Genomic DNA, 13,257 nt, shown 5'->3' on the forward strand with positions numbered 1-13,257 from the left:
GAGTACAGGCCAATACACTTACATGCGAAAGGAGGATGCACAATGATTGGAGGAAGCGGGTACAGCAGGAGCCTCAAAGCTTTAAATAAGGACAAATACTTATACCTGTTAGCTCTTCCGGGAGTGATTTATTTTTTACTTTTCAAATATGTACCGATGTGGGGAATCGTCATTTCGTTTCAGGATTATTCTCCCTATGCTGGCGTCCTAAAAAGCACCTGGGTCGGATTGGAGCATTTCCAACGTTTTTTTTCCAACCCCGATTTTATCAAGCTGTTTCGTAATACGATGGCGATTAATGTGCTGAATCTTATTTTTTTCTTCCCGCTGCCGATCGTGATTTCATTACTGCTCAATGAATTGCGGGGGGAGTTTTTCAAGCGCTCCATTCAGTCCATTGTCTATCTGCCGCACTTTTTATCCTGGGTCATTATTGTCGGCATATCCTTTTTACTTATGTCACAGACGGAGGGAATACTGAACAAGCTGCTGATTGCGTTTGGTTTTGGTAAAATAGATTTTTTGACCAATCCCGATTATTTCTGGCTCTTGCTCACGGTCCAAACCATTTGGAAAGATGCAGGATGGGGTACGATTATTTTCCTTGCAGCCATTGCCGGGGTGGATACACAGTTATATGAGGCAGCCAAAATGGATGGAGCAGGCCGTTTTCGCCAAATCTGGCATGTGACGCTTCCCGCCATCCGTAACGTAATTATCATCCTGCTAATTTTGCGTATCGGTCATATTATGGACGTCGGCTTTGAGCAGGTGTACCTGATGATGAACGGTGCCGTTTCCGAGGTTGCTGATGTTTTTGACACCTATGTGTTCCGTGTCGGTGTGAAGCAGGGACAGTTCAGCTTCAGTACCGCTGTCGGGCTATTCAAGTCGGTGGTTGGACTGATCTTGGTCATAGGCGCGAATAAGCTGGCCAAAAAATTCGGAGAGGAGGGTGTATATTAGATGAAGCAAAGCTTGGGGGATCGTCTATTTACGATAAGCAACATCACCATTTTGTCTTTGGTGGGGCTCATCACTTTGTTTCCGCTGTATTACGTATTCATCGTGTCCTTTACCAACCCGGACGAATATATGGCCAAAGGACTTGTTTTGTTTCCCGAGCACTGGAGCCTGCAGTCCTATCAATATATACTGTCTACCGATGCCTTTGTTAAAGCGATTGGGATCAGTGGTTTTCTGGCAACAGTCGGGACGGCTATGAGCCTGATCGTCACCTCTACCTTTTCTTATACGTTATCACGTAAACGTCTTAAATTCAGAAAAATCCTGATGCTAATGGTGCTCTTAACCACCTTGTTCCAACCGGGGATTATCCCGAACTATTTGTTAGTCCGAGAATTGGGCTTAGTGAATAGTGTCTGGTCCTTAATTATTCCAGTGCTTTCGAGCGGCTGGTATGTCATTCTGATGAAAGGGTTCTATGATAGTATTCCGGAAAGCCTGGAAGAGGCGGCTACGATCGATGGCTGCAATGACATCGGTGTCTGGATACGGATCATTCTCCCGCTCTCCTTGCCGGCTATGGCCGCCTTCGGACTGTTTTATGCAGTTGCTTATTGGAATACGTTTTTCCATGCTGTCCTTTATATCAATGATCATAACATCTGGCCGCTGCAAATCCTTTTACAAAACATGCTGATCGATTCGGCAACCTCAACTGGAGCCGCCGCCGCTGAAGCAAGTGCAGAGCAGTATATTCCGCCGGAGACAATTAAAATGGCCGCTATCGTGGTCGCAACCGTGCCTATTATCATGGTATATCCATTCCTGCAAAAGCATTTTGCAAAAGGCGCAATGGTCGGCTCCGTAAAGGGATAACACAATAGTAATGTCATCCTAAGTCATGAAATCCTACCATCCACATCTTAAAAATATTGAAATGAGAACAGGGAGGCACTCCATATGACAAAAAATAAACGAATGACCGTGATACTGGCATCCGCACTCAGTTTAACTACCGCATTGGCCGGCTGCAGCACAGATGCTGGCTCGACAGGATCGGGAGGCACGGCTGCTCCTGACAAGGAGGCCAAACCAACGGCTCTCAACATCATGCTTGAGCTTACGCTGGCAGACCCGCCAGGTGAAGATAATCCTGTAAAGCTGGAAATCGAAAAGCGGACAAATACAAAGCTTAATTTTTCATGGGTCTCATCCAACAATTACGGTGACAAGCAGAATGTTACTTTAGCGTCCGGCGATATTCCGGAAATGATGCTCGTGCTTGACCCCTATCATCCTCAGGTTCTCTCCATGGCCAAACAGGGCGCATTCTGGGACCTTACAGCCCAGGTGAAGAATTATCCGAATTTAAGCAAGTTCCCTGAGGAAACCTGGTCAGGCATTGCGATTGACGGCAAATACTATGGCATCCCTCGTTCCAGAGCATTAATAGGCGGGGAAAATATTCCGCTAATCCGTAAAGATTGGCTCGACCAGCTTGGACTGAAGGTCCCTGTCACAATGGACGATATGTACAATGTGATGAAAGCCTTCACAGACAAGGACCCCGATGGTAACGGGAAAAAGGATACTATAGGCTTTACCGGTTTTGTCGCTGCAGAAGGCATGGGGCAATTCGATTGGGTTGAAAATACGTTTAATGGTTCAAATGGCAGATGGAAGGCAAAGGATGGGCAATTGCTTGATACCTACACAGGAAAAGAAACCCGAGATGCCCTAGTATGGCTGAACAAAGCTTATGCCGAGGGCATTATATCGCCGGATTTCCCAACCCTCAAAAATTCCCAGGTGAGGGAAAACATTACCACCAATAAAGCAGGAATGTTTGCGGATGCGATGAATCCATCCTGGCTGCTAACGGGACAAATGCGAAAAGCGAATCCTAAGGCGGATGTGATGCCACTTACTTACCTGGAGGGACCAAACGGCAAGTACGCTCCGAAAAACATCGGTTCCTACGGGATGTTTGTTATCCCTAAATCCGTACCGGAGGCCAAGGTCAAACAAATATTGCAGTTCATGGATTACGGCGCGAGTGAAGAAGGCTGGGTACTCGCCAATTACGGATTGAAGGACATTCATTATACGGAAAAAGACGGTTTAAAAACGACAAATGAGCAGGCTATCAAAGATAAAGTGAATGCATACGGCTGGATTTTTGCGAATTTGGATAAGTATCAACGCGGCTATCAAAGCGGGATTCCAGCTGACTTTATGGATCGCAATCGGACCATTATTGATGAACGGGCCAAGGTTGCCATTCCCAATCCGGCTATCGGGCTTATTTCCGATACTGCAACTAAGGTCGGCAAAGAATATGACAAGAAAATACAGGATATGAAAACCAAAGTTATTATGGGCAGAGAGCCCATCACTGCTTGGGACGATTTTATCGCTAAACTGAAAACGGAGCCTGATTACCAGAAAATTGTGAAGGAAATCAATGAAGAGTATGCGAAAAGGGTGAAAAAATAATATGGGTAAGAAACCTAACATTTTATTTTTGATGAGCGACGAGCATAGGGCAGATGTCACCGGATATGAAGGTAATTCGGTCATCCGGACTGCGAATTTGGATTGGCTAGCCCAAACAGGCGCGGTGCTACTCAACGCCTACACCCCATCGCCGATTTGTATTCCTGGCAGACAGAGCTTAATGGCCGGGCAGTTTCCCCGCCATACCGGCTGCGAAGTGTTTGGCGCTGATTTACAACCAGGGCATATGACGTTTGCCCGGCGCTTTGCGCAGTACGGCTATTCCACCGTAGCTTGCGGCAAGCTCCATCACTATGGAAGCGATCAGATGCAGGGCTGGACGCAGCGTATTGGCGACGATACGGAGGTTGGTCTTCCTTTTATCGAGGGACGTAATGAAGAAGAATGCCGCAGGACGCTTCGCCCGATGAGCGATATGAAATGGACGCAGGAGAAGGAAATCAAACGGGCTGGCATTGGACGTGCACCGCACATAGTCAAGGATGAGTACACGGTGCAAGGAGCTTTGGATTTCATAGATAATTATTTTCTCAATCCTTATTATGACCGGGAAACTCCTAACAAACCGCTGCTGCTCAAGGTCAGCTTGCTACAACCGCATTATCCCTATACGGCTGATGAGGATAAATTTCGCTATTACCTAAACCGTGTCGAGCCTTTTCAACAGCAGCAGGTTACGGATCACCCTTTTCTAAGCAGGTTTCAAGTGCAGCCCGGCACAGATGCCAGCGAAAGGGAAATACGCCGGGCCGTTGCTGCCTACTATGCGATGATCGAAACGGTGGATGATCATTTCGGAACGGTGCTGTGGGCATTGGAGCAAGCAGGCCAGAATCTGGATGAATGGATCATTGTCTATACAAGTGACCACGGAGAAATGCTGGGTGAGCATGGAGTTTGGGAAAAACAAAAGTTTTTTGAAGGCAGTGCGCGCGTCCCTCTCCTTATCCGCTGGCCTCAACATATCGAGGGTGGACACAAGGTCATGGAAAACGTCAACTTGTGTGATCTCTTTGCGACGTTGTGTGACATGGCCAACATTCCTGTGCCGCCTGATCTGGACAGCCGCAGCCTGGTACCCTTGTTGACAGGGGCCAGCAGCAATTGGGATAATGAGAGCGTCTCCCAATTTGGCGGCACCCATATTATGATTAAGCAGGACCATCTTAAATATCAATATTATGGTACGGAGATGCCTGAGGTATTGTTTGATTTGAATCACAATCCGGAAGAAACCTTAAATTTCATTGATCATCCCGACTATGCGGAGCAGCTTGAACGATTCCGTATGCGTCGAAAGGAGTTAGGATTTCACTAAATGAAGACACCTTTATCATGGCTCGGACTCAACTCTAAACAGCAGCATTTTTACCGAAAAGGGCTGCTGATCATTCTGCTTGTCACCTCCCTGCCTATCCTTTTTATTGGAGTCGCTGTCAATTGGATCGGCACCCAGCAGATTGAAAAGGAAGTCATCGGAACGCATCAGAAGCAGGTAAAGCAAGCGTCCGAGCGTATTGATGAATACTTGTCCCATTTGGAAAATACGGCCACACAATGGTCATTCAATCCTATCTTTGGCTCCAACATTCGTAAACTTGAACAAATCTACGATTATGAACTGATATTGGATATATACAAGACGCTGTTTCTTATAAAAGGCTCTAATCTGCTGATCGATCAGGTTGTGCTCTATCTGGATAAACCCGGTAATGTCATCTCGGAAGCGGGGGGTGTCGTTGCTCTTAGTAATGACGATGATAAAGCCAGATTACATGCACTGCTGCAGCATAGCGATACCACGTACTGGCTGCCCGCTTTCGAAAAGATTGGCAGCAAGGATACGGTGAATTCTCCGGCATTGATCTACAAATTGCCGCCTGGCAGTAGTGATCCCTATGCTGCGTTAGTGATGTATCTTAAGACCGATACGCTAACTAAAATGATTGAAGAGCTTGTCCCCTATGAAAAAGGAGGGGCTATGCTGATGGATGCAAGCGGACAAATCATTGTCCCTGTACACGGCGATACCGGCTTACAGAACAAGTTAACTGAAGTACTGAATGCGAAAGCAACAAATTCGGAGTCCCTTTTATCGACGGATGTTTTTTCGTTTGATGGAGACAAGTATTCCGTCATGAGCGGGAATTTGCGCAGGCTTGGCTCTACATGGCATTACGCTACCGCTTCCTCCATGTCCAATCTGCTGATCCCGGTCGTGATCGTCTCCAGACTGATCTATGCCATCAGTCTGTGTGGCCTGCTTGTTGCGGCTGCTCTATCACTCGTCGCTTCCAAAAAGCTGTACCAGCCTATTCATCATCTCCTCGGACTGTTTCGTATGAATAAGTCTGCGGGTCATTACGGAGATGGTCATGACGACAGCAACGAAATCCAATTTATTGAACGTCAGTGGGCTTCGATGACAAAGGAAAGCGAAAGCTTGAATCAAAGGCTGGAACAGCAGCTCCCTTCCCTCCGGGAGGGCTTTTTGCTGCAGCATTTGCAAGGGCATTTGTACCATCTATCTGAGGATGATTTGCGTGAGCGCATGCTTCAACTAGGCTGGGATGTTGAGCACAAGGGTTTTGCAGTCATTGTCGTTCGTATGCATGGTTTATCCAATATAAACGGCCGGTTTCGTGAAGGCGATGAGCAGCTTATTACCTTTGCAATGGCTAACATTACGAATGAAGCCGCAAGCCGTCGGTTCCAGCAGGTGGAAGTGATCAACTTTCAAGACTTGTCTGTAGGTCTTCTTGTCATATATCCACTTTCCGAGCTTAAGACTGGACAGATGAAAACGGCTTTGTTCCAATTTGCCGAGGAGCTTGTCCATGACCTGGAATCTTTACTGAAAATGAAATTAACGGTAAGTCTGGGCCGGCTGACGTCCTCCATTCAGGAAGTACCCGATGTCCTTCAGGAAGCACAGCATGCCCAAAGATTCCGCAATGTAGATGAATCCAACCAAATTCTGGACGTAGCCGACTACCTCCCGCAAGGAGAAGCCAAGGTGAATTATCCTTTTAACACGGAAAGTGAGCTCATTCAATCGCTGCGGGCCGGTCAGGAGGAAGAATCGCTCCGTCTGCTGGATCAGTTTTGCAATGAGCTTGAGAAAAATGCAGGCAAGGCCTATGTGTTTCAACAAGGTTTACTGCAGCTGCTGGGCAATATCCAGAATGCTTTTCTCAAGTCAGGGTATCCGATAGCGGAATGCAAGGAAGACACGAATTTCTTTGAGCAGCTGTCGCAGATCCGGGTAAAGCCGGAGGCAGCCAAATGGTTTGAAACTAAAATTGTCATCCCCTATATTGAGGAGGTTAGGAAAACCTCCGATGCACAGGACCGACGGTTAATCTGGTTGGTGGAAAAAGTGATTGAAACCATGCACCGGAAATATAGCGACGGTACCATTTCCTTGGAAAGCTGTGCTGATCTGTACCATGTGAACCCTTTTACTTTAAGTAAAGTTTTCAAGCAAATAACAGGCGTCAATTTTATCGATTACTTGACCGGATTGCGGATCAGCAGATCGAAGGAATTATTAATTCAGACCGACTTGAGAATTAGTGAAATTGCCGAGCAGGTTGGCTACCAGACCACCTATTTCAACCGGATATTCAAGAAGCATGAATATGTCACACCGAGTCAATACCGGGAAACGAATCAGCACAAATAATCGCAGCGATCTGATCCGCTCAACGCTAGTGCTGATCTAATCGGTAGATACAGCCTGCGGCTCCCAATGAATAAGAGCGACATCATGCACAGCACCGTTTTTACGTTGTATTGGAAAAGTTCGATATTGATGCTTGATCCCAAGCTCCGTTAATATATCAGAGATTGCAGCTGCACGCTCCCGCTCCGTTGCTGCTCCATCCAGCTCGACCTGCAGCGGCCCGGCACAAGGTCTTCCGATCGATTGCACGAGAAACACATGGCGTGTAGCTGTCTGGTTCATCTGGATCAAACATGCCTTCATATCACGAATCCGGTAAACCGCATTTGCGCTGAACAAAATGTCTGCTTGAAGCGGAGGTGTTTTCTCCCACTTCACCGCCATCGCTTTCGGCAGCGGATAGCTCATGCTTGCCCAGCTGAGACAGAACTCCTTATACATGGCGGCTGATGGCTCAACCAACGTGATCGAGGCTACATAAGGAACCAATAGCTGAGTAAATCCGCCTGTACCCGGCCCAACCTCCAGCAGATGATCACTTGGCTTCAAGTCCGCTATTACTTGCTCCATAATAACCTGAGTGTAAGGCGCCAGTGGATTGCGCTCATCATAGACGGATGCATGCTCCTGCCAATACTGCTCTTCCTCCTCATCGCTTGCGGTACGCGTGTTGGATAACACAGCCTGCTCCCAGGCCTTTATCCAGTAGGTAGATGGGGCAAGTTCATGTGGTTTATCGTTCATTCGAAATCGCTCCTTTATCTCATATTTCCAAAAGCTTGTACCAATTGTTTTGTATAAGGATGCTGCGGCTGCTCCATGATTTCCTTACTACACGCCTGCTCTATAATTCCCCCCCGATGCATGATGGCCATATGCTGACAGACATGGGCAACGAGCTCCAGATCATGAGAAATGAACAAATACGCCATCTCGAATTGACTTTGCACCTGCTGCAGCACCTCTATTACTTGCGCTTGCACAGATACATCAAGCATCGAGGTTGGCTCATCCAATACAAGAAACCTCGGATTCAAGGTCAAGGCTCTGGCAATTACGACTCGTTGAATTTGTCCACCACTGATCTGATGCGGATAGCGAATCAGCATATCGCTGCCCAAGCCTACAAGCTCCAGCAGCTCTACAGCTTTATACAGGGCTTCGTCCTTGCCCATCAAACGATGCAGCAGCAGCGGCTCAATCAAACTTTGCTGCATCGTTTGGCGGGGGTTGAGTGCAGAGTCAGGGTGCTGAAATATAATTTGCATCTGCCTTCGCAGCGGAAGCATCCGCGTCATTGTATAATTCGTAATATCTTGATCTTCCATATATATACGGCCTTGATCGGCGGGCAGCAGCTTGACCATTAGCCGTGATAAGGTCGATTTCCCGCAGCCGCTCTCCCCAACCAGGCCCAAAGTCTCTCCTTTGGCTATGGAAAAGGAAACGTCCTTTACGGCCTCCACCCTTCTTCGACGCAGCCAGCCGCTAGTGAACGTCTTGCACAAGCCCTCCACTCGGATCATGTAACCAACACCTCACCTTGCCCGATTGTAACGTGACCAGCTCAGGAATACGGCTGCTGCAAGAGGGAACACCTATCGAGCAGCGCGGATAAAATCTGCAGCCCGGCAGTACATCCGAAAGTCCGGGGCTCGACCCCGGAATCGGCACCATCCCATGAACAGGCATCGAACGCAGCAAGCCTTGCGTATACGGATGCTGCGGCTGTTGAAACAACTCCCGCGCAGGACCCATCTCGACCACTTGTCCGGCGTACATGACAGCAACTACATCACATAACGACTTGGCTACCTGCAGATCATGGGTAATGACGAGCATACCCGCTCCCGTATGCTTGGCAGTCCTCCGCAATAGCTCAACCATCTGATAGCGTACCAAAGCGTCCAGTCCTTTGGTTGGCTCATCGGCAATCAGGAGCGACGGGCTTCCTGCTGCCCCCATTGCTGCGAGAATTCGCTGCTTCATACCGCCGCTCAGCTGAAAAGGATACTGCCTTAGCTTATGCTCAGGATCTGGCAGCTGCAGCTCCTGCAGCAGACGCAGCGCATGCTCACGCTTGCTTGCCTGTGATCCACGACCCTTGATCGCTTCGATCAATTGTCGGCCTATTCGCATGACCGGGTTCAAGGAAGAAGCAGGATTTTGCGGGATGAAGGCAATTTCCGTTCCACGCAGCCTGCGCATACGCTCCGAATCCAAATCCAGCAAATTACGTCCCTTGTAATGAATCGCTCCCGCTATGGATGCATGATAAGGCAGCAGACCGGGAATCGAGAGCCCCAGCACCGATTTACCGCTGCCCGTTTCCCCGATCAGGCCGAGAATTTGCCCCTGCTGCAGCGCCAGGGTAACATTATCCACTGCCCTGACTGTACCGGCCGCTGTCTGAAATCCGACGGATACCTGTTCAATCGATAAAAGCGTGCTGATACGTTTCCCTCCTCCTTCTGCTACCCCCGAGCTCCTGACGCCGCAAGTACTGCTACCCTGTCACCATCAGGAAATCCAGAATTTATCTTTTTCTGCCTTTGTGTCGAAAACATCTCTTAATACGTCACCCAAGCAGTTAATCGCCAAAGAAACAAGTGCAATACAAAGTCCAGGCGCAACAATCAGATGAAAATAACTGCGGAAGTAGGGTCTCGCATCGTTCACCATAACTCCCCAGTCAGGGGTTGGCGGCTGCAGCCCCAAGCCCAGAAAGCTTAAGGACGCGATAGACAGAATCACCCGCCCAATCCTTACCGTAAACAGTACAATCATGGGACCTATCATATTCGGTACTACATGCTTAAGCACAATATAGCCATGCTTTCCACCCATCGCCCGAATGCCCTCGACATACGATTCCTCACGTATCTTCATCACTTCGCCACGCACGACTCGGGAAAAGTCAGCCCATGAGGTGACGACTAGCGCGATAAACAAGCTGTTGACACCCGGCCCGAGCGTACCGGCGATCGCGATCATAAAGCTCAGTCCAGGCAAGCCCTGGAATATGCTGATACCGATCTGAATACAATCATCCAACCAACCGCCAAAATATCCCGCTATTGTCCCGATAATAAGCCCGATCAGCATTGTGGCAATCGTCACTACAAGGGCCAGCACAATAGAAATCCGCCCGCCATACAAAATACGACTGAACACATCCCTGCCCAGTGTATCCGTACCGAGCCAATGGCTGAAGGACAGCGGTGCAAGCCGCTCAGACATATGGATCTGATTCGGGTCATACGGAGCAATCCACGGTGCAAGAATGCTCGCTGTCAGGATCGTGAACAGAATAACAATCGCAGCGATACCAAGTGGAGACAGCGTGCTGACAATGGCAGACAACCGACTCTTCATCACGGAGAGGCTGGATGCAGCTGAGGCATGACTCCGGGATGCTGTGCTGTCAGGTTGTAAGGTCACTTCAGCTTTCCTCCCAGCCTCATCTGCGGATGAATGATCAAATATGAAAAATCCGTAAGCAAATTAAATACGACATAGACAAGCCCGGTAAACACGACATACCCTTGAATGACCGGGTAATCCCTGCGTAGAATCCCCTCAATCGCAAATCTGCCGATTCCAGGCAAAGCGAAGATGACCTCCACAATGACAGAACCGCCCATGATCGCGCCAAAATACGTACCGATTACGGTAACTAACGGGATTAATGCATTGCGAAGCGCATGCCAGGTAACGATATTTCCTTCACGCAGCCCCTTGGCCCTTGCCGTCAAAATATAGCTGTGGTTCATCGTTTCCAGCAAGGTAGACCGTGTTAACCGCATCAATACGGCACTCGTTCCTGAAGCAAGCACAATCGCCGGCATGACTAGATGCTTCCAAGTACCGTATCCGCTGGTCGGCAGCAGATGGAGCTTTTCCGAAAATAACGTAATCAGCAGGATGGCCAGCCAAAAGCCGGGAATCGATACCAGCAGCATAGCAGCGGCACGTCCAGCATGGTCGATCCAGCCATTTTTCTTTAAGGCCATCAGCATGCCTGCCGGAATCCCTGTACCGACCGCTAACACAACAGCAAGCAGAGCTACAGAGAGTGTGACGGGCAGACGGCGAATAATTTCACCGCTTACCGAATCCTTTGTCATGTAGGAGGAGCCCAGATCGCCTTGTACAGCTCTGTTAAGCCATCGCACATATTGAACGGGGATCGGGTCGTTCAACCCAAGCTCCTCCCGCTTCACTGCAACCTCCTGCTCGGTAGGCTCTTTCATTCCGCTTAAGCTCAGCGCCTCTACAGCAGGATCGCCGGGAGAGACCAGGTTCAGCATGAAAGCAATCAGCGATATGCCGATCAGCACAGGAATAGCGGCCGTTATTCGGCGGAACACATACAGCATGCTACTTAGCCCATTCCAATTGCGGCAGCGTAGTGCCATAAATCGTCGCTTGATAGCCTTTAATCTTCTTGTTGTAAGCAATCAGGCTGGCATCATTGAACAATGGAATTGTCGGCAGGTCCTGTACCGCCAAAGCTTGCAGCTCATTATAAATCTTGGTTCTCTCATCCATGCCAAGCGCATCCTTAGCCTCTTTAAGCAATTGATCCACACGATCATTTTTGTAGCCCAGACTATAGCTCTTGTTGCTTGAACCTGTGCTGCCCAGATAATTAGTGAACAGTGTGAACGGATCACCGTTCGGAAGTCCTTGCGTGGCCAAAGCCAGATTATATTCGCCCTTGCTCTGTGCTTCCTTGAATGCAGCGCCATCCAGAATACGAATGTCCACATCAAGAGAAAGCTCCTTGAATACTGCCTGCAGCAGCTCGGCCTGCGCTTTGTAAGGGTAACGATCCAGCCCATAGGTCGGTACGATCAAATCAACCTTTTCACGTTTGCCGCCAAGCGCTTCAGCAGCTAATTTCTTGGCCTCCGCCAAATTATAGTCCACTTTAAAATCCTTATAGAAAGGAGACGTTGCATTCAGGAAATTAACCGTAGCGGTAGGGTAGCCCAAATAAAGCTCCTTTACCAGCTGTTGGCGATCGATCGCCAGCGAAATCGCTTGCCGCAGCTTTGGATTGTCAAAAGGCGGCTTTTGGCCGTTCGGGTGCAGGTAGTGGGAAATCGTCGATTTCGCTACTGAAACCTCAAACTGCTTGTCCTTCAATAGCTCCTTGGCCAAGGCAGGAGGAATTGCACCCAAATCCATAACACCCATAATTTCACCTGATTTCAGAGCCGACAATCTTGTATCCGGGTCGGGAATGACACGAACTCGAATCGTCTTCGTTTTGGCTTTATCGCCATAATATCCATCATAAGCTTCCAGCAGCGCATATTGATCCTTCTCGTGCTTGATCAGCTTGAAAGGTCCGGTACCTTGCGGCAATCCGTTAAAATCACCTTTTTCGGTAAAGTTTTTGGGACTGTAGATCGGACTGGAAAAGTTAACCATCGAATACAGTAGAGTAGGCTGCGGTGTTTCGAAGCTCAGCTTGAACGACATATCGTCAACCTTCGTTACCTCTTTTAATCCGGGGTACGAGCTTTTAATGTCCAATGTATAAAAGGGTGAGCTTTTGGGACTGGCAAGCTTATAACGGTTAAAATTGGCGATAACTGCATCGGCATTCAGCTTTTCTCCATCATGAAAAGTCACATTGGGACGAAGCTGGAACGTCCATTCTTTGCCATCCTCGGACATTTTCCAGGAAGCGGCGAGCTTAGGCGCAGGCTTACCGTCTTCACCGGCTGTAATCAGCGGCTCCCATACATAGAGAATGGTGCTCGTGTAATAAGCATCCTGTGGACCCGGAGCCAGGTCGCGTGGAGCTGCCAAGACAACCTCAGTTGGCTGTACCTGGCTGGGTGCTGCTGGTGGCTGCTCCGCCGTTTGCGGGCTTGGACTGCTGCAGCCCCATAAAGCAATTGCCATGCTGGCGCTTAACAGTCCTAATTTTGCATATTGTCTTGCTTGCTGGTACAACTTGCTTATCATGTTTTATAAACCTTCTCTCCATTATTTCAATTACATACAGATGCAAAAAAGACATCGTTAACCTCTGCCGTACAAAGGTAAAAGATGCCCGTGATCGTATAGACTAT

The 13,257-nt window shown here is 48.6% G+C and carries 11 protein-coding genes; 5 read left to right on the top strand and 6 right to left on the bottom strand.

Going from position 1 to position 13,257, the window contains the following annotated elements; all coding sequences use genetic code 11:
* Nucleotides 1–42 precede the first annotated feature (42 nt).
* From NST47_RS34520 to NST47_RS34540, 5 genes are all read left to right on the top strand, one after another.
* Nucleotides 43–966, top strand: coding sequence for an ABC transporter permease (locus NST47_RS34520; protein WP_341159161.1), 924 nt, complete (start codon nucleotides 43–45; stop codon nucleotides 964–966).
* Nucleotides 967–1,842 carry a carbohydrate ABC transporter permease gene (locus tag NST47_RS34525; RefSeq protein WP_341159162.1) on the top strand — a complete coding sequence of 292 codons (876 nt, stop codon included), beginning with the start codon at nucleotides 967–969 and terminating at the stop codon, nucleotides 1,840–1,842.
* Between the two features lie 84 nt (nucleotides 1,843–1,926).
* On the top strand, nucleotides 1,927–3,462 hold the full coding sequence (locus NST47_RS34530; RefSeq protein WP_341159163.1) for an extracellular solute-binding protein: 1,536 nt from the start codon (nucleotides 1,927–1,929) through the stop codon (nucleotides 3,460–3,462).
* Between the two features lies 1 nt (nucleotide 3,463).
* A complete protein-coding gene (locus NST47_RS34535) occupies nucleotides 3,464–4,801 on the top strand; it encodes a sulfatase-like hydrolase/transferase (RefSeq protein WP_341159164.1) in 1,338 nt (445 codons plus the stop codon).
* Entirely contained in the window at nucleotides 4,802–7,168 is a 2,367-nt protein-coding gene (locus tag NST47_RS34540; RefSeq protein WP_341159165.1) for a helix-turn-helix domain-containing protein, read from the top strand.
* 36 nt (nucleotides 7,169–7,204) lie between these two features.
* Here the strand turns inward: NST47_RS34540 and NST47_RS34545 are convergent, their stop codons facing one another.
* The 6 genes from NST47_RS34545 to NST47_RS34570 all read right to left on the bottom strand — a co-directional run bounded on the left by NST47_RS34545 (nucleotide 7,205) and on the right by NST47_RS34570 (nucleotide 13,150).
* Nucleotides 7,205–7,912, bottom strand: a complete 708-nt coding sequence (locus NST47_RS34545) for a hypothetical protein (RefSeq protein ID WP_341159166.1) — start codon at nucleotides 7,910–7,912, stop codon at nucleotides 7,205–7,207.
* A gap of 14 nt (nucleotides 7,913–7,926) precedes the next feature.
* On the bottom strand, nucleotides 7,927–8,694 hold the full coding sequence (locus tag NST47_RS34550; RefSeq protein ID WP_341159167.1) for an ATP-binding cassette domain-containing protein: 768 nt from the start codon (nucleotides 8,692–8,694) through the stop codon (nucleotides 7,927–7,929).
* Nucleotides 8,657–9,553 (bottom strand): ABC transporter ATP-binding protein, encoded by an 897-nt coding sequence (locus NST47_RS34555; RefSeq protein WP_341159168.1) that lies wholly within the window; start codon nucleotides 9,551–9,553, stop codon nucleotides 8,657–8,659. Before NST47_RS34555 ends, NST47_RS34550 begins: the two co-directional genes overlap by 38 nt.
* Nucleotides 9,554–9,688: 135 nt before the next feature.
* Entirely contained in the window at nucleotides 9,689–10,609 is a 921-nt protein-coding gene (locus NST47_RS34560; RefSeq protein WP_341159169.1) for an ABC transporter permease, read from the bottom strand.
* Complete coding sequence (gene nikB, locus NST47_RS34565; RefSeq protein ID WP_341159170.1) at nucleotides 10,606–11,586, bottom strand: nickel ABC transporter permease; 981 nt, start codon at nucleotides 11,584–11,586, stop codon at nucleotides 10,606–10,608. Before nikB ends, NST47_RS34560 begins: the two co-directional genes overlap by 4 nt.
* Nucleotides 11,549–13,150, bottom strand: a complete 1,602-nt coding sequence (locus tag NST47_RS34570; protein WP_341159171.1) for an ABC transporter substrate-binding protein — start codon at nucleotides 13,148–13,150, stop codon at nucleotides 11,549–11,551. The genes nikB and NST47_RS34570 overlap by 38 nt, the downstream gene beginning before the upstream one ends.
* Nucleotides 13,151–13,257 lie beyond the last annotated feature (107 nt).

Source organism: Paenibacillus sp. FSL H8-0034, assembly GCF_038000305.1.
Taxonomy (GTDB): domain Bacteria; phylum Bacillota; class Bacilli; order Paenibacillales; family NBRC-103111; genus Paenibacillus_S.

What these genes read in the sequence shown, in the direction of transcription:
- NST47_RS34545 (WP_341159166.1), bottom strand. Translation starts at nt 7,912, where the DNA reads ATGAACGATAAACCACATGAACTTGCCCCATCTACCTACTGGATAAAG.
- NST47_RS34570 (WP_341159171.1), bottom strand. Translation starts at nt 13,150, where the DNA reads ATGATAAGCAAGTTGTACCAGCAAGCAAGACAATATGCAAAATTAGGA.
- NST47_RS34520 (WP_341159161.1), top strand. Translation starts at nt 43, where the DNA reads ATGATTGGAGGAAGCGGGTACAGCAGGAGCCTCAAAGCTTTAAATAAG.
- NST47_RS34540 (WP_341159165.1), top strand. Translation starts at nt 4,802, where the DNA reads ATGAAGACACCTTTATCATGGCTCGGACTCAACTCTAAACAGCAGCAT.
- NST47_RS34525 (WP_341159162.1), top strand. Translation starts at nt 967, where the DNA reads ATGAAGCAAAGCTTGGGGGATCGTCTATTTACGATAAGCAACATCACC.
- NST47_RS34550 (WP_341159167.1), bottom strand. Translation starts at nt 8,694, where the DNA reads ATGATCCGAGTGGAGGGCTTGTGCAAGACGTTCACTAGCGGCTGGCTG.
- NST47_RS34530 (WP_341159163.1), top strand. Translation starts at nt 1,927, where the DNA reads ATGACAAAAAATAAACGAATGACCGTGATACTGGCATCCGCACTCAGT.
- NST47_RS34535 (WP_341159164.1), top strand. Translation starts at nt 3,464, where the DNA reads ATGGGTAAGAAACCTAACATTTTATTTTTGATGAGCGACGAGCATAGG.
- nikB (WP_341159170.1), bottom strand. Translation starts at nt 11,586, where the DNA reads ATGGCACTACGCTGCCGCAATTGGAATGGGCTAAGTAGCATGCTGTAT.